Source organism: Novosphingobium huizhouense (genome assembly GCF_020179475.1).
In the GTDB taxonomy this organism is placed as follows: domain Bacteria; phylum Pseudomonadota; class Alphaproteobacteria; order Sphingomonadales; family Sphingomonadaceae; genus Novosphingobium; species Novosphingobium huizhouense.
The window spans coordinates 1202219-1218774 of sequence record NZ_JAILXZ010000001.1 but is presented as its reverse complement, the minus strand read 5'-3'; the positions used below and the strand labels follow the sequence as shown (position 1 = coordinate 1218774).

The following is a 16556-nucleotide window of genomic DNA, read 5'->3' as shown; positions in this document are numbered from 1 at the left end:
ATGACCGACCTGCCGATTTCCCGCAAACTGCTGCTGGCGGTTTCCGCCTTTATCGCCACCTTGCTGGTGGTCGGCGCGGTCGGCTTCTTTGCCTTGGGCATGCTGTCCGACATCACCCAGGATCTCGGCGTGTCCCGTCGCGAAAAGCTCGAGGCGGCGGCCGACGTCGATCGCAGCGTCGCGGCGCTGCGCGGCGCCGAAGCCGCGCATATCCTGTCCACCACGCCCGACGAAATCGCGGCCCAGGCGAGCAAGATCCAGGAGATCCGGCAGGAAATCGACGCCCGGGTCGAATGGCTCAAGCCCCGCCTCAACAAACCGAAGACCAAAGCCGCGCTCGATGCCTTCATCCCGCTGCGCGATGCCTACTACACCAAGTCCGACGCCCGCCTCGCGCTTTCGGCGCAGAACCGCAACCAGGAAGCCTTCGACAACTTCCGCGAATCGGCCGCATCCTTCGCGAAGCTCGACGAGACGGCCACCGCGATCCAGACCGCGCAGGCTGATCTCATGAAGAAGGTCGCCGCCGATGCCCAGACCACCGCCACCACGGCGCGCATCGTCGTCGTCGTGGTCACGCTCATAGCGCTCGGCATCGCCGGCGCCATGCTGGTGGTGCTCACCCGCCTGATCGCCAACCCGCTCGTCGAAGTGACCGAGACCATCTCGCTACTCGCCGAAGGGCGCACCGACGTCATCGCCCGCGCCACCGACCGGCGCGACGAGGTGGGCGACCTGTCGCGCGCCACGCTGGCGCTGCGCGACCTGCTGGTCACCGCCGAACGCGCCAAGGACGAACAGGCCCAGCTGATCGTTCGCAGCGTCGGCACCGCCCTGTCCGAACTGTCGCGCGGCAATCTCGGGCACCGCATCGACGCCAACCTGCCCGGCGTGTTCGCCTCGCTCAAGGCCGACTACAACGGCGCGGCCGACCACCTCGCCCAGACCATGGGCGAAATCGCCACCGTCTCGCACGGCGTCGACCGCGGCGCGGGCGAGATCCGTCACGCCTCGCAAGACCTCTCCTCGCGCACCGAGGAGCAGGCCGCCAGCCTGGAAGAATCGGCAGCCGCGCTCGCCGAAGTCACCCGCACCGTGTCCGACAGCGCCAGCGCCGCGCGCGAGGCCAACCAGGCGGTGACCGGCGCGACCGGCGAAGCCACCGCCTCGGAGGACGTCGTGCGCCGCGCGATCGCCGCGATGGATGCGATCGAGGCCACCAGCCGCGAGATCGAGCAGATCATCGGCCTGATCGACGGCATCGCCTTCCAGACCAACCTGCTCGCGCTCAACGCCGGGGTCGAAGCGGCGCGCGCGGGCGAAGCAGGCAAGGGCTTCGCCGTCGTCGCCACCGAAGTGCGCGCGCTCGCCCAGCGCTCGGCCGAGGCCGCGAGCGAGATCAAGACCCGCATCAGCCAGGCCTCGCGCGAGGTCGCCAACGGCGTTTCGCTGGTGTCCGAAACCGGCAACGCGCTCTCGCGCATCGTCGAGCAGATCCATCGCGTCAGCGCGCTGATGACGCGCATCGCCGAAGCCTCGGAAACGCAGTCGTCGGGCCTGATCCAGGTCAACGCCGCGATCAACGAGATGGGTAAGATGACCCACCAGAACGCCGCGATGAGCGAGGAATCGACCGCGGCCGCGCGCAGCCTCGCCACGCAGTCGGCCGAACTGCTCGAAAAGGTCGCGCGCTTCCAGCTCGGCCACCAGCAGGCGAACCTCGCCGCCTTCCCCGGCCCGCGCCAGGCAAGCCCGGCGCCCGCCTACGAGCCGGCGCCGAGCTACGAACCGGCGCCCGCCTACAAGAGCGAACCCGCCCCCGCGCCCTTGCGCGTCGCCAACGGCGGCTTCGCGTCGGGCGGCGGCGACGACTGGTCGGAGTTCTGAAGCCTCAGCGCGCCGGGGCGGCCTTGGCCACTTCGCCGCCCTTCATCACGAAGCTGACGGTCTCGAGCGCGCGGACGTCGGCGAGCGGATCGCCGTCGACCGCGATCAGGTCGCCATAGCGCCCGGCCTCGATCGCGCCGACGTCGCCGGTCTTGTCGAGGAACTTCGCCGCGGTCACCGTCGCCGCACGGATCGCCTCGATCGGGGTCATCCCCCACTCGACCATCTTGGCGAACTGCAGCGCGTTGTTGCCGTTGGGATAGACCCCGCCGTCGGTGCCGAACAGCAGCGTCACGCCGGCGGCGTGCGCGGCGCGGAAGGTCTCGCGCTGCTTGCGCCCGATCATCCGCTCCTTTTCGAGGCTTTCGGCAAAGACGCCGTTCTTCTCGCCCTCGGCGAGGATGTAGTCGTCGTTGTAGATGTCCATGTCGAGCGCCGCGCCCTTCTCCTTGGCGAGGCGGAAGCTTTCCGCGTCGGCGAGGCTGGCGTGCTCGATCGTGTCGACGCCCGCGCGCAGCGCGGCGTTGATCCCGGAGTTGCCGTGGGCGTGCGCCGCCACGCGCATGCCGAGCATGTGCGCCTCGTCGACCACTGCCTTGAGCTCGGCCTCGTTCATCTGCTGCGCGCCGACCGAATCGGTCTTCGAGAACACCCCGCCGGTCGCGCAGATCTTGATCACTTCGGCGCCGTACTTGCGCACCTTGCGCACCAGCGCGCGGAAGGCGTCGGGCGAATCCGCGACGCCCGGCGCATCGGCGTGGATCGAAGGCGGAAACTCGGTCGAATCGCAATGCCCGCCGGTCGCGCCCAGCGCATACGTCGCCGGCACGATGCGCGGTCCGGTGACATACCCTTCCGCGATCGCCTGCTTGAGCGCGACGTCGTCGTAGTTGCCTGCGCCCACGTTGCGCACCGTGGTGAAGCCCGCCTCGAGCGTCTTCTTCGCGTTGGCGACGCCGACCACGGTCCAGAACGCGTCGGTATACTCGAGCCCGCGATAGCCCGAATAGCGCGGATCGCCGGTGAGGTGGACGTGCATGTCGATCAGCCCGGGGAGCAGCGTGCGCTCGCCCAGCTCGATTACCTCGGCGCCCTGCGGCACGGCATCGCCCCGCTTGCCCACCGCGGAAATGCGCCCGTCGGTCACGGTGACCTGCGCATCGTCGACGCGCTTGCCCGCGACCACGTCGATCATGTGCGCGGCGCGCACCACCACCGTGCGCGCTACCGCGCCGCTTGCCGAACCCGCCAGCGCCAGCGCCGCGATCGCGGCGGTCGTCATCCTGATGTTCATCGCGCACCCCTGTTGCATCGTTGTTCAACAGGTTGCACGCGCGCAGGCCCCGCGGCAAGGGCCGTGCGCTATTCGGCGTAGATCATCCTGCGGGTCATCCCGCCGTCGACGACGATCTGCTGGCCGGTGACGAAGCCCGCATCGGCGAGCCAGGCGATCGCCTCGGCGATGTCGCGCACCTCGCCCACGCGTCCGACCGGATGCTGCGCCTTGTCCGCCACGCTGTGCGCAGGCTCGCTCCGCCGCGCCGCGGGCTGCCACGGCCCCGTCTCGATCCAGCCGGGAAGTACCGCGTTGACCCTCACCTGCGGCCCCAGGCTAATCGCCATGGCATGGGTCAGCGAGCACAGCCCGCCCTTGGCCGCGGCATAGGCGAAGCTCTCGGGCTCGGACTGCAGCGCGCGGGTCGAGGCGATGTTCACGATCGAGGCGCCTTCGCGCGTGCGCAGCAGCGCCAGCGCCGCGCGGCTGCACAGGAACGCAGCGGTCAGGCTGGCGTCGATCCAGCGCTGCCAGTCGGCGAGCGCGAGGGTTTCGAGCGGCCCGCAATAGGGATCGGCGATCCCGGCATTGTTGACGAGGCAGTCGATGCCGTCGGCCCAGCGCGCGACCTTCGCAAAGGCCCGCCGCACTTGCGCCTCGCGCCCGACGTCGCAGGTGACCATCAGCGCATCGGCGCGCGGCAGCAGCGCGGCGAGTTCGGCGAGCCCCGCCGCATCGCGGTCGAGCCCCACCACCCGCCAGCCGAGTCCGGCAAAGTGCAGCACGGTGCCGCGCCCTATTCCGGAAGCGGCCCCGGTCACGACAATCACGCGGCGGGTATCGGGGCTGGCGCTGGTTTCGGTCATGGCCGCTTCAACGCATTCCCTGCTTTGCGGTGCCCGCACCATAGACTCGTGCCCTGCCTCGCCTCGCGAACGCCGCAAAGTCTCCCGACGCCACCCGTTTCATCCCCGCATGCACTGTTCGCGCATGGACATAGGCCTCGGCCAGCACGCGCCGCCCACCGACCCGCACCAGCACGGCTTGCCGGCGATATTCGGGCCAAGCCCGGTCGGCCTCCTCGTACCGGTCGAGCCGAGCCAGCATGCGCCGGTCGAACCCGCGCTTTGCGGCATAGAGCCATCCCTGCACCCAGCCACGCCCGCGCCGATCGAGAACGGGGTAGCAGCCCTCGTGGTGCATCACGACAAACAGCGAACCGCGCACCGCTCCTTTTGCCAAGTGCGTCATCCGCCGCCTCGCCGCCGCGCTCGCCAGGTTGTCGTGTTCGTGGGTCAGCGTGCCATAGAAGAAGAACAGCCGTGCCCGCACAGCCCTGCCCTCAGTGCCCGCAGGCAAGCGCCTCGACCACGTCCTCCAGCCGCGCCGGATCGCCGAGCGCGAGCACGTGCCCGTCCGAGCCCGCGTGCAGCGGCTCGCCGTTCCAGTCGGCCATGACCCCGCCCGCGCCTTCGACCACCGGCACCAGCGCCGCCCAGTCGTGCAGCTTGAGGTTCGCCTCGCAGACGAGGTCGAGCTGCCCCGTCGCGAGCATGGCATAGTTGTAGCAGTCGCCGCCCATGACCATGCGCTTGTGGTCGGTCCTGGCCGCCAGCGCCATGAAGTGCTGGCCCTGGTGGTCGTCGAAATAGTGCGGGCCGGTCGTCGCCAGCGTCGCCTCGGCGAGTTCGCGGCAGGCGCGCGTGCGCACCTCGCGCCCGTTGAGCGTGGTCGCGCGCCCCATCGCGCCGACCCAGCGCTCGCCGCTGATCGGCTGGTCGATCACGCCGAGCACCGGGAAGCCCTCGACCACCAGCGCGATCAGCGTGCCGAACAGCGCGCGGCCGGCCAGGAAGCCGGCGGTGCCGTCGATCGGGTCGAGCACCCAGCTGCGGTTTGATCGCCCGGCGGTCGCGCCGAACTCCTCGCCGATCACCGTGTCCTGCGGCCGCTCGGCGGTGAGCAGGCGGCGCATCGCCTCTTCCGCGGCGCGGTCGGCGAGCGTCACCGGCGTCGCGTCGCCCTTGCGCTCGGCGGCCACGCTGCGGAAGTGCGGGCGAATGGCCGCGCCCGCCGCATCGGCAAGGCGCAGCGCGAGCGCGATATCGTCGTCGAGGTTCATGCCGCCTGCATGCCCCTGCCGCCCGCGCCCGGTCAAGCGCCACGCCGCGCCACGCGAGGAGGCGCACCGCGCCTGCGGCAACACTTTGCAACCGGGCGAGGCGTTCATGGCACTTGGACGGCGGCGCATTTCGCGCGTATGGATATTTTTGCCAGAGCGTGACGAAGATCACGGTTAACAGGAGGTGAACCCGACTAACGTCCTTGCATGGCAACGAGAACGGGGAGCATGATGAACGAACAGGCGCAGCCTGCTTTCGACCGGGCGCTGGCGGCGAACGGACACGCCACCCGCGACGGCCAGCCGCTGTCCTACAACCGCGCGCCGACGCCCGATCTCGCGCCGTGGATCGCGCGGCTCTACGTGACCGACGTGCGCGCGCCCGACGACTACCACCTCGATTGCGGGCTGTTCTGCGATACCGCCTTCCTGCGGGTCCAGCTGAGCGGCGCGTGGACCGCGCAGACGCTCGACGGGCCCCGCCAGCTGGGGCGCGCGGCGGTATTCCTCGGCCCCAACACCCGGCGCATGCCGATCAGCGTCACCGGCAGCTTCACCAGCATCGGCGTCGCCTTCCGCCCCGGCTGCTTCGTTCCGCTCGGCCTCGGCGCGATCGCCGACCACCTCGACCGGCTGGTCGAGATCGAAGCGCTCGGTTTCTCGGCGAAACGCTGGCTCGCGCTCGGCGACCTTGCCGGCAGCCCCGAACAGATCGTGCTCGCGATGGAGCAGGAACTGCGCGCGATCCTGCTCCAGCGCCGCCCGCCCGAACCCGATCCGGTCTCGGCGCGCTTCGAAGCGGCGGCGTTCACCGATCCCAACGCCACGGTGGGCGCGCTCGCCGCCGACATGGGGGTGGAGCAGCGCCGGCTCGAACGCATCGTGCGCCGCGACTTCGGCATCCCGCCCAAGCAGGTGCTGCGCCGCGCCCGCGCGCTCGACATGGCGAGCCACCTGCGCGGCGTCGCCGATCGCGACGAGGCCGATGCGCTGGTGCTGCGCTACTACGACCAGAGCCACCTGATCCGGGAATTCACCGCGCTGTTCGGGATGAGCCCGCGCCAGTTCATGGCCCGCCCCCAGCCGCTGATGACCGCAGCGCTCGAAACGCGCCAGGCGCGCCGGCTCGAAACGATCGAACGCATCGCGCCCGGCGGCATCCGCCCTTGGCAATAGCACGGGCGCGGCCCGCCTCGATCCTGCCCGCCCCCCCGCTGCCGGCCTTCTGCTGCCCACCCGCTGCGGCGCCCCGCATTGCCCGCGATCAACGTCGTGACGCCAGGCTCCTGAAAATCAACTCGAATCCATTCAGATAATCACGCGCAAGTCTTAAAATAGAGAATCTCGTATACGGGGAGTATTCGCCGGCATATACTTTGCGTCGATTCGAGATTTCCATGCTTTGATCGGACGACGACATGACCAGCATGACTTCCCTCGTTGCGATTCCCTCCGGCATCAACCCCAATCTTTCCGCTGCGCGACAGGCAACGATGTTGAGCCTGCTGGGATCGCCCCGGACCAACTACAGCCAGTCCTGCCAGCCCGTCACCAACCCGGTGCTCAAGCGGCTGGTCGTCTCCAGCGACGTCGGGCCGTTCAAGGTCACCGGCCTCGCGCCCGCGGTGGAAAGCCTGAAGCAGGTGCTGGCGGCCGTGCGCGACGAACAGCCGCAGGTCCATGCGGCGCTGGGCACCGCGGGCATGCTGTGCGCGCGCAACGTCCGCAACTCGTTCACGTCGGTAAGCAACCACAGCTGGGGTTGCGCGATCGACCTCAACCTCGACGGCGTGCTCGATACGCGCGGCGATGGCCTGGTGCAGTACGGGCTGACGCTGATCGCCCCGATCTTCAATCGCTTCGGCTGGTTCTGGGGCGCGGCCTTCGGCACCGAGGACGGAATGCATTTCGAATGCAGCGACCAGCTCGTCCGGCGCTGGGCCGGCGAGGGCCTGTTCGCCAGCCCGCAGATCGCGGCGCAGCTGCCGCATCTGCTGACGCTGGGCGATCGCGGGCCCGAGGTGGAGAAGCTCCAGGCGGCGCTGAACCGGCTCGGCGGCGCCGGGCTGAAGGTCGACGGGATGTTCGGGCAGGGCACGCTTCAGGCGGTGATGGCCTTCCAGGGCAGCCACGGCCTCACCCCCGACGGTGCGGTCGGCGACCGGACCTGGCAGGCCCTCACCGCGCCCTGACCGCTGTTGGACAGGCTGGCGCTGTCCTACAGGCCGGGTCCTGCGCTATGCCGGCGCAATGAGCGCGGACAAAGCCAGTCGTTCCAACATCTTGCTCTTGGCGGGCGGGCGCCGCCGGACGCCTGCGCGCCGGCCCGGAGGGGGCCTGGAATTTTTTCTCAGGACAGTGTCAACCCCGTCAACCCCCCTCGCTCGCGAGCGGGGAAACGGGGCCTCAATCGAACAGGCTGGAGACCGAGCTTTCGTCGGCGATGCGGCGAATCGCCTCGCCGATCAACGGCGCGATGGTCAGCACGCGGATGCGGTCGCACTCGCGCGCGGCGTCGGTCGCGAGGATCGTGTCGGTGATCACCAGTTCCTTGAGCGCCGAGTTGCCGACGCGCGAAACCGCTGCGCCCGACAGCACGCCGTGGGTGATGTAGGCGGCGACGCCCGAGGCGCCGGCATCCATCAGCGCCTGCGCCGCGTTGCACAGCGTGCCGCCCGAATCGATGATGTCGTCGATCAGCACGCACATCCGGCCCTTCACGTCGCCGATGATGTTCATGACTTCGGACTGGCCGGGCTTGTCGCGGCGCTTGTCGACGATGGCGAGCGGCGCGTTGTCGAGCCGCTTGGCCAGCGCCCGGGCGCGGACCACGCCGCCGACGTCGGGCGAGACGACCATCAGCTTCTCCCCGCCGTAGCGGGTCTGGATGTCCGCGGCCATGACCGGCGCGGCGAACAGGTTGTCGGTCGGGATGTCGAAGAAGCCCTGGATCTGCCCGGCGTGGAGATCGACCGCGAGCACGCGGTCGGCGCCTGCGGTGGTGATCAGGTTGGCGACGAGCTTGGCCGAGATCGGCGTGCGCGGCCCCGGCTTGCGGTCCTGGCGGGCATAGCCGAAGTAGGGGACGACCGCGGTGATCCGCTTGGCCGAGGCGCGGCGCAGCGCATCGATGCAGATCAGGAGTTCCATCAGGTTGTCGTTCGCCGGGTAGCTGGTCGACTGGATCACGAACACGTCCTCGCCGCGGACGTTCTCGTGGATCTCGACGAAGACTTCCTCGTCGGCGAAGCGGCGCACCGCCGCGTCGGTCAGCGGCAGCTCGAGATACGCCGCGACGGCGCGCGCAAGCGGCAGGTTGCCGTTGCCGGACATGATCTTCATGGCGGTTACCTCGAGTCCCTGGTGTGATCCCGTTCGCGCGCCCTTAGCCCAAGATGACAGCTTTGCAACGATTCACCGCCGTTTACCCGCAACTCTTGCACGCATGAACCGTTGCCCCCTAGGAACCGGACATGGCCGACAAACTCACGATCACCCTTGCCCAGCTCAACCAGACCGTCGGCGACCTTGCCGCCAACGCGGCGGCGATGCTCGCGGTGCGCGAGAAGGCGCGCCATGCCGACCTGATCGTGTTCCCCGAAATGCAGCTGATCGGCTACCCGCCCGAGGACCTGATCCAGAAGCCCGCGCTGATCGAGCGCGCCGCGGCCGAACTCGAGCGGATGGCCGCGGTCACCGCCGACGGCGGCCCCGCCATGCTGGTCGGCAGCGTGTTCGTGCGCGACGGCGCGCTGCACAACGGCGTCGCCCTGCTCGAAGGCGGGCGCATCGCCGCCACGCGCTTCAAGTACGAGCTGCCCAACTACGGCACCTTCGACGAAAAGCGCCATTTCCTGCCCGGCCCCCTGCCCGAGCCGGTGCTGTTCAAGGGCGCGATGCTGGGCCTGCCGATCTGCGAGGACATCTGGCACCCCGACGTCTGCCGCCACCTCGCCGAACTCGGCGCCGAGATCTTCATCTGCGTCAACGGCAGCCCCTACGAGATCGACAAGGACGTGCTGCGCATCGACGGCGTCGCCAAGCGCCGCGCGATCGATACCGGGATTCCGCTGATCTACCTGAACCGCGTCGGCGGGCAGGACGAGATCGTGTTCGACGGCGCGAGCTTCGTGGTCGGCCCCGAAGGCGCGGTCTGGGTGCAGATGCGCGACTGGGAGGAGGCGGTGGTCGACACCGTCTGGAACAAGGTCGCGGTGGGCACCGGCCAGCGCTGGCGCTGCGCGGCGGGCGAGGTCCACGAGCTCGCCGAACATCCCGAGGACATCTACTGCGCCATGGTCATGGCCTTGCGCGACTATGTCGACAAGAACCGCTTCCCGGGCGTCGTGCTCGGCCTGTCGGGCGGGATCGATTCGGCGATCTGCGCCGCGATCGCGGTCGATGCGCTGGGAGCGGATCGGGTGTGGTGCGTGATGATGCCGAGCCGCTACACCAGCAGCGAGAGCCTAGAGGACGCCGCGGCCTGCGCGCAGATGCTCGGCGTGCGGCTCGACACGGTGCCGATCGGTCCCGCCGTCGATGCCTTTGCCGAAATGCTCGCCCCGGTGTTCGAGGGTCGCCAGCCCGATCTTACCGAAGAGAACCTCCAGTCGCGGATTCGCGGCACGACGCTGATGGCCTTGTCGAACAAGTTCGGCCCAATGCTGGTGACGACCGGCAACAAGAGCGAGATGAGCGTCGGCTACGCGACGATCTACGGCGACATGAACGGCGGCTACAATCCGCTCAAGGACGCCTACAAGACCACCGTCTTCGCGATCTCCGAATGGCGCAACACGGCGCGGCCCAGGATCGGCCTCGGCCCGGACGGTCCGGTCATGCCGAAGCGGATCATCACCAAGCCGCCGAGCGCCGAACTGCGCCCCGACCAGAAGGATTCGGATAGCCTGCCCGACTACCCGGTGCTCGACGCGATCCTCACCGGCCTGGTCGAGCAGGAAAAGAGCGTCGACCAGATCGTCGCCGAAGGGTTCGACCGGGAGACGGTGGCCCGGATCGAGCGCCTGCTCAATGTGGCGGAATACAAGCGTCGCCAGGCGCCCCCCGGGGTCAAACTCGGCGTGCGCAACTTCGGGCGCGACCGGCGCTACCCGATCACGCACGGGTTCCGCACGGGCTGACGCTTCTTGCGAACGATTCGCATTGACCTGGCGGGCGCTGCGACCTAGCTTGCGAATAGTTCGCAAGAAGGAGCGCCCGCGTGACCGACCAGACCAGCCGAGCCCCGTCCGCCGCCTCGATCGCCACGCTCGCCACGCTCGCGCGGCCGCACGACATCCGCGCGCTGCCGCTTGGCGCGCTGCACCTCGTCATGGCGATGCGGCTGTGCGCGCTGTTCGAGCGGGCCGACCGCGACCCGGTGCCCGATCTCGCCCGTCGCTATCGCAGCGTCGAGGCGGCCTGCGCGGTCCACGGCCTCGTCCGCACGATCATGCGGACCTGGCCCGAGCCGTTCATGGTCAATCGTCCCTGCTGCCTCGCCATGAGCCCCGACGAGGTGACGCTCGCGGCGATGACGCGCACCGCCCTGGCGGCCGACCGCGCCGGCTTCGCCGCGGTGCTGGCGGGCTTTGTCCGCGCCGATCGCCACGACGCCCTGCACGAAGCGACCCGCCACGCGGTCGCCACGCTCGCCGCCGGCTGATCGCCGGCCGGCAGCGAGCTGCGGCGCCCGGCCGATCAGCGGCTCAGCGGTTCAGCGGCACTTCGGGTGGGTGTGGATGTCCGAGGCGTCGACGACCTTGCCATCGGCCATCGTCAGCTGCGCACAGACCCGCGAGGCGCGGTTGAAGAAGATGCCGTACTGGGTGTTGCCGGACGAGAACGAATCGACGTCGGCGAAGCCGCGGCGGCTCATCTCGTCGATCGCGGCGATCGAGTTCATGCCGGCGAGGCCGCCGAGGCCGCCGCCGTGCGCCGCGCTGCCGTGGGGCGCCTGGTGCGTCGATCCGCCGCTCTGGCCGCACGCGGCCGGCGGCACCGCGTTGATCGCCGAGACCCGACCGTTCGAGATCGACACCCCGACGCAGCTGCGCGTCGCGCCGTTCCAGAAGTATTGCGGGCCGGACGCCTTCACGAAGGTATAGCCGCGACCGGTCATTTCCTGCTCGATGAAGGCTCCGCGCATGCCGATCAGATCCGCCACGGCCGGCGGCGTTCCTGCGTTCGCGGCGGCGCCGGACAGAGCCAGGGCCATGCCACCCGCAGCAATGAGAAACTTGAGGTTTTTCATCATGTTATTTCCTTGCTCGACATGATGACCGGAAACGCGTTGAGAGTCGCGCCCAACACCGCCCCAATCACCGGAGTCATACGGCGGGAATTACTGTGAATACATTCATAAATTGACTGCCCCTTTCCTTTGCAGCGGAGGCATGCGGTCCTCGCCGCGCGGACGGGCCGGGTGCATCGCGACGCCTCCCGCGTCGCGGTACGGCCGGGCGCATCGCCGGCGCCCTCTGGCCATCGGCGCCGATAAGCCCTAATCGCCGCGCCATGTCGCCCCGTGCCAGCTCCGTCGTCACCCGGTTCGCGCCCTCGCCGACCGGCCGTCTCCATGTCGGCAACATCCGCACCGCCTTGCACAACTGGCTGCTCGCGAAGAAGCACGGCGGGCGCTTCGTGCTGCGGATCGACGACACCGACGCCGCGCGCAGCCGCGAGGAGCATGTCGCGGCGATCCGCGCCGACCTTGCCTGGCTCGGCCTTGATCCCGACGGCGAGGAGCGGCAGTCGGCGCGCTTTGCCATCTACGAGGAGGCCTTCGCCCGGCTCGCCGCGCAAGGCCGGGTCTATCGCTGCTACGAGACCGCGCAGGAGCTGGAGCTCAAGCGAAAGGTGCTGCTCGGCCGCGGACTGCCGCCGATCTACGATCGCGCCGCGCTCGCGCTGACCGAGGCGGACCACGCGGCGAAGGCGGCGGCGGGCGAAAAGCCGCACTGGCGCTTCAAGCTGGACCACGACACCCCGATCGCATGGCACGACGGCGTGCGCGGGCCGCAACATTTCGATCCGCGCCAGATGTCGGACCCGGTGGTGCGCCGCGCCGACGGATCCTGGCTCTACATGCTGCCGAGCGCGATCGACGACGTGGCGATGGGCGTGACCGACGTGCTGCGCGGGGAAGACCACGTTTCGAACACCGCCACGCAAGTGCAGATGTTCGCCGCGCTCGGCGCGCCCTGCCCGCGCTTCGCCCATGCCGCGCTGCTCACCGGCGCGGAAGGCAAGCTGTCGAAGCGGCTGGGCTCGCTCGGCGTCGAGGAACTGCGCGCCGAAGGCATCGAGCCGCAGGCACTGGTCGCGCTGCTGGCGCGGCTGGGCACCGCCGATCCGGTCGACCCGGCGCTCGACGCCGCGGCGCTCGCGGCCAGCTTCGACCTGTCGCGCTTCGGCCGGGCCCCGGCCCGCTTCGACGAGGCCGAGCTGGCGCGCGTCAACGCCGCCATCGTCCACGCCCTGCCGTTCGACGCGGTGCGGGACCGCCTGCCCGAGGGCATGGGCCCGGCCGCCTGGGAGGCGATTCGGCCGAACCTTGCCCATCTCGGCGAGGCGGCGGACTGGTGGCGAGTGGTCACCGGCCCGGTCGAGGCCCCGGACTTCGATGCCGAAACCCGCGGCTTCCTCGATCAGGCAGCGACGATCGCGGCGCAGCTCGATTGGCAGGCCGGCCCGTGGGCGGCGCTGACCGCAGCGCTGAAGGACGCAACCGGGCGCAAGGGCAAGGCGCTGTTCCTGCCGCTGCGCCAGGCGCTGACCGGCATGGACCACGGCCCGGACATGGCCGCGCTGCTGCCCCTGATCGACCGCGACGAAGCAGTGCGGCGGCTTGGGCTGGACGGGATGCGCTGAATACCGCTGGACGCGGCGTCAGGCCCGCCCCGTTGCCGCGACGAGGTGCGAGGGGTCGATCCCTTCGGCGCGCCAGGCCGCGGTCCAGCGCTGTTCGACCGGGGTGTCGAAGAGGATTTCGCGGCGGCCTTCGACGGCGTGCCAGCCGTGCTGGCGCATCTCGCCCTCGATCTGGCCCGCCGACCATCCGGCATAGCCCAGCGCGATCAGCCACTTGCTGGGGCCACGCCCCTCCGCGATCGCGCGCAGCACGTCGAGCGAGGCCGACAGCGCGCAGAGCCCGGCGACCTGCACGGTGCCATCGCCGCCCCAGTCGTCCGAATGGAGGACGAACCCGCGCGCGGTCTCGACCGGACCGCCCGACAGGATCGGCACGTCGGGCGCGACCCCGGGGTCGATGCCGACGTCCTTGAGCAGTCCGTGAAGCGAGATGCCTTCGCGCACCTGGCCGAGGCCGATGCCGAGCGCGCCGTGGTCGTCGTGCACGCACATCGCGATCACGGCGTGGTCGAAGCGGGCATCGCCCATCCCCGGCATCGCGAGGAGCAGGCGTCCGGACAGGTATTGCGCTTCGGTCATGCCCGGCAGCCTAGCCGCTCGCGACAGGGGGAGAAAGCGCCCATGCGATCAGGCCGCCGCGGCCTTGCGTCCCTTCTCCTCGGTCGCGGCTTCGAGCAGGCGTTTCTCGACGCTGCGCACGCGCGTCTCGCCCTCGAGCTTTTCGCCGAGCAGGTCGGTGACGTAGAAGGTATCGACCGCGCGCTCGCCGTAGGTCGCGATGTGCGCGGAGTGGACGATCAGCCGCGCTTCGAACAGCGCGCGGGCGAGGCGCGACAGCAGCGCCGGGCGGTCGAGCGCGCCGACCTCGATCACGGTGAAGCGGTTCGAGGCCTTGTTGTCGAAGATGACGATCGGCTGGACCTCGAAGGCATCGGCGCGCGCGCGGGCCGAGGGACGCGCCGCCAGTTGCGGCAGCAGCTTGACCCGGTTGGCGAGGGCATCGGCGATCGCGGTCTTGAGCCTCGCGATCTGCGCAGGCTCGTTGAGCGGGCGCCCCAGGGGGTCCTGGACGAGGAAGTTGTCGACCGCGGTGCCGTTGCGCGCGGTGTGGATGCGCGCGTCGATGATGTTGCCGCCGGCCAGGTGGATGCCGCCGGCGATGCGGTAGAACAGCCCCGGATGGTCGGCGGCGAGCACGGTGACGAGCGTCGCGCCGCGCGCCGCATACCAGTGCGCCTCGACCGTGAGCGGTTCGCCGAGGCCTGCGTCCATCTGTTGCAGGTTGAGCGCGATGATGTCCTCGGGCTCGGCGATCCAGTAGGCATCGCCCAGCTGGCGCCCGACGGTGCCGATCAGCGCGTCGCGCTCCTTGAGCAGCGCGGCGACGGCCTTCTTCTTGGCGGCGATCCGCTCGGCGCGGCCGTGCTGCTTGTGGCCGAGGCGGAGCATTTCCTCGCTCGACAGGAACAGGTCGCCCAGCAGCTGGCGCTTCCACGAGTTCCAGATGCCCGGTCCCACCGCACGGATGTCGACGATGGTGAGAACCAGGAGCAGGCGCAGCCGCTCGACGCTCTGCACCACGTTCACGAAGTCGGCGATGGTCTTGTAGTCGGCGAGGTCGCGCTTGAAGGCGGTTGCGCTCATCAGCAGGTGCTGGCGCACGAGCCAGGCGACGAGTTCTGTCTCGGCCGGGGAGAGCCCGAGCCGCGGGCAAAGCTTCATCGCGACTTCGGCGCCGAGCACCGAATGGTCGCCGCGCCGGCCCTTGGCGATGTCGTGGAGCAGCGTCGCGACGTAGAGCACGCGGCGCGACGAGACCTTGGCGATGACCTCGCTCGCCAGCGGGTGCTGTTCCTTTTCCTCGCCCTTCTCGATCCGCGCGAGCAGGCCGATGGCGCGAATGGTGTGCTCGTCGACGGTGTAGTGGTGATACATGTCGAACTGCATCTGCGCGACGACGCGGCCGAAATCGGGCACGAAGCGGCCGAACACCCCGGCCTCGTTCATCCAGCGCAGCACCGTCTCGGGATCGTGGCGGCTGGTCAGCAGCTCCATGAACAGCGCGTTGGCGCGCGGATCCTTGCGCACGGCGCCGTCGATCAGCGCGGCATCGCGGCTGGCGAGGCGCATCGCCTCGGGGTGGATCTCGAGGTTCTCGCGGTCGGCGAGGGCGAACAGCTCGACCAGCCGCACCGGATCCTGCGCGAAGAAGTCGTTGCCGGCGACGCCGAGCTTGTCGGCGACGAGCGGAAACGCGCCGATCTTGCGGGTGCGCCTGGGCTTGAACCGGGCGAGGAAGCCGGTGCGCGCCTTCTTGGCGAACTGTTCGTCGAGCTGGGCGAGGAACACGCCGGTGAGCGCGCCGACCTGCTTGGCCTGGAGGAAGAAGAACTGCATGAACCGCTCGACCGCGCTCTTGCCCGGGCGGTCGGCGAAGTTCATGCGCATCGCCACTTCGCGCTGGAGGTCGAAGGTCAGCCGGTCCTCGGCGCGCCGGGTCAGCATGTGGAGATGGCAGCGCACCGCCCAGAAGAAGTTCTCGGCGCGGCGGAACTGGCGGTATTCCGACGCGGTGAGCAGGCCGACATCGACCAGCTCGGAGGGATCGCGCACCTTGTGGATGTACTTGCCGATCCAGTAGAGCGTATGCAGGTCGCGCAGGCCGCCCTTGCCTTCCTTGACATTGGGCTCGACCACGTAGCGGCTGTCGCCCAGGCGCTTGTGCCGCTCGTTGCGCTCGGCGAGCTTCTCGGCGACGAACTGGCGCTCGGTGCCGGCGGCGACTTCGTCCCAGAAGCGGCGCGAGGCTTCTTCGTAGAGCGGCTGGTCGCCCCAGACGTAGCGCCCTTCGAGCAACGCGGTGCGAATGGTGAGGTCGCTCTTGGCCATGCGCACGAGATCGTCGAGCGAGCGGCTGGAATGGCCGACCTTGAGCCCCAGGTCCCACAGGAAGTAGAGCATCGCCTCGATCACCTGCTCGCACCAGGCGGTGGGCTTGATCGGGGTGACGAAGGCGATGTCGACGTCCGAATGCGGCGCCATCTCGCCGCGCCCGTAGCCGCCGACCGCGAGGATCGCGATGCGCTCGCCGGTCGAGCGATTGCTGGCGCGGTAGACCCGGCCGACGACGTGGTCGTGGATCACCCGCACCAGCTGGTCGACGAGGAAAGCCTGGCCTTGCGCGCATTCGTGGCCGGCCGAGGGCTTGGCCTCGAGCCGGCGGGCGAGCTCGTCGCGCCCGCGCGCCAGCGCCTCGCGCAGCAGCTCGACCACCGCGGGCCGCGCCTTGTCGCCCTGTTCGGCGGCAAGCGCGGCGATCGCGTCGGCAAGGGCGCGGCGATCGACGATCGCGCGCTGGCTGGCAATCCTGGGGAGCGTCATGCTCCCCCTTTAGCCTGT

14 protein-coding genes are annotated in these 16556 nt (G+C 69.7%); 6 read left to right on the top strand and 8 right to left on the bottom strand.

Annotated features, from left to right (window positions below; translation table 11 throughout):
* Positions 1 to 1887 (top strand): methyl-accepting chemotaxis protein, encoded by a 1887-nt coding sequence (locus tag K3A85_RS06015; RefSeq protein ID WP_225205574.1) that lies wholly within the window; start codon positions 1 to 3, stop codon positions 1885 to 1887.
* A gap of 4 nt (positions 1888 to 1891) precedes the next feature.
* Here K3A85_RS06015 and K3A85_RS06010 read toward each other — a convergent pair whose 3' ends face one another.
* The 4 genes from K3A85_RS06010 to K3A85_RS05995 form a co-directional block, all read right to left on the bottom strand.
* On the bottom strand, positions 1892 to 3181 hold the full coding sequence (locus K3A85_RS06010; RefSeq protein ID WP_225205573.1) for a Xaa-Pro dipeptidase: 1290 nt from the start codon (positions 3179 to 3181) through the stop codon (positions 1892 to 1894).
* Positions 3182 to 3249: 68 nt separating this feature from the next.
* A complete protein-coding gene (locus tag K3A85_RS06005) occupies positions 3250 to 4029 on the bottom strand; it encodes an SDR family oxidoreductase (RefSeq protein WP_225205572.1) in 780 nt (259 codons plus the stop codon).
* Between the two features lie 7 nt (positions 4030 to 4036).
* The gene (locus tag K3A85_RS06000; protein ID WP_225205571.1) at positions 4037 to 4495 is read right to left on the bottom strand and encodes a gamma-glutamylcyclotransferase family protein; all 459 of its coding nucleotides are present in this window, start codon (positions 4493 to 4495) and stop codon (positions 4037 to 4039) included.
* Positions 4496 to 4505: 10 nt separating this feature from the next.
* Positions 4506 to 5285, bottom strand: a complete 780-nt coding sequence (locus K3A85_RS05995) for an inositol monophosphatase family protein (RefSeq protein ID WP_225205570.1) — start codon at positions 5283 to 5285, stop codon at positions 4506 to 4508.
* Between the two features lie 228 nt (positions 5286 to 5513).
* On the opposite strand from K3A85_RS05995, the gene K3A85_RS05990 reads away from it, so the two are divergent.
* Both K3A85_RS05990 and K3A85_RS05985 read left to right on the top strand, forming a co-directional pair.
* Positions 5514 to 6461, top strand: coding sequence for an AraC family transcriptional regulator (locus K3A85_RS05990; protein ID WP_318248067.1), 948 nt, complete (start codon positions 5514 to 5516; stop codon positions 6459 to 6461).
* Between the two features lie 251 nt (positions 6462 to 6712).
* Positions 6713 to 7477, top strand: a complete 765-nt coding sequence (locus tag K3A85_RS05985; protein ID WP_225205569.1) for a peptidoglycan-binding protein — start codon at positions 6713 to 6715, stop codon at positions 7475 to 7477.
* A gap of 214 nt (positions 7478 to 7691) precedes the next feature.
* Here the strand turns inward: K3A85_RS05985 and K3A85_RS05980 are convergent, their stop codons facing one another.
* Complete coding sequence (locus K3A85_RS05980; RefSeq protein ID WP_225205568.1) at positions 7692 to 8627, bottom strand: ribose-phosphate pyrophosphokinase; 936 nt, start codon at positions 8625 to 8627, stop codon at positions 7692 to 7694.
* 131 nt (positions 8628 to 8758) lie between these two features.
* On the opposite strand from K3A85_RS05980, the gene K3A85_RS05975 reads away from it, so the two are divergent.
* Positions 8759 to 10426: an NAD+ synthase gene (locus K3A85_RS05975; protein ID WP_225205567.1), complete on the top strand. Its 1668-nt coding sequence runs from the start codon at positions 8759 to 8761 to the stop codon at positions 10424 to 10426.
* Between the two features lie 80 nt (positions 10427 to 10506).
* Complete coding sequence (locus tag K3A85_RS05970) at positions 10507 to 10950, top strand: hypothetical protein (RefSeq protein ID WP_225205566.1); 444 nt, start codon at positions 10507 to 10509, stop codon at positions 10948 to 10950.
* 51 nt (positions 10951 to 11001) lie between these two features.
* Here K3A85_RS05970 and K3A85_RS05965 read toward each other — a convergent pair whose 3' ends face one another.
* Positions 11002 to 11538: a hypothetical protein gene (locus K3A85_RS05965; RefSeq protein WP_225205565.1), complete on the bottom strand. Its 537-nt coding sequence runs from the start codon at positions 11536 to 11538 to the stop codon at positions 11002 to 11004.
* 263 nt (positions 11539 to 11801) lie between these two features.
* Here K3A85_RS05965 and gltX point away from each other — a divergent pair, with 263 nt between their 5' ends.
* The gene (gltX, locus tag K3A85_RS05960; RefSeq protein WP_225205564.1) at positions 11802 to 13157 is read left to right on the top strand and encodes a glutamate--tRNA ligase; all 1356 of its coding nucleotides are present in this window, start codon (positions 11802 to 11804) and stop codon (positions 13155 to 13157) included.
* 18 nt (positions 13158 to 13175) lie between these two features.
* Here the strand turns inward: gltX and K3A85_RS05955 are convergent, their stop codons facing one another.
* Together K3A85_RS05955 and K3A85_RS05950 are read right to left on the bottom strand one after the other, a co-directional pair.
* The gene (locus tag K3A85_RS05955) at positions 13176 to 13736 is read right to left on the bottom strand and encodes a YqgE/AlgH family protein (RefSeq protein WP_225205563.1); all 561 of its coding nucleotides are present in this window, start codon (positions 13734 to 13736) and stop codon (positions 13176 to 13178) included.
* Positions 13737 to 13784: 48 nt separating this feature from the next.
* The gene (locus K3A85_RS05950) at positions 13785 to 16538 is read right to left on the bottom strand and encodes a [protein-PII] uridylyltransferase (RefSeq protein ID WP_225205562.1); all 2754 of its coding nucleotides are present in this window, start codon (positions 16536 to 16538) and stop codon (positions 13785 to 13787) included.
* Positions 16539 to 16556 lie beyond the last annotated feature (18 nt).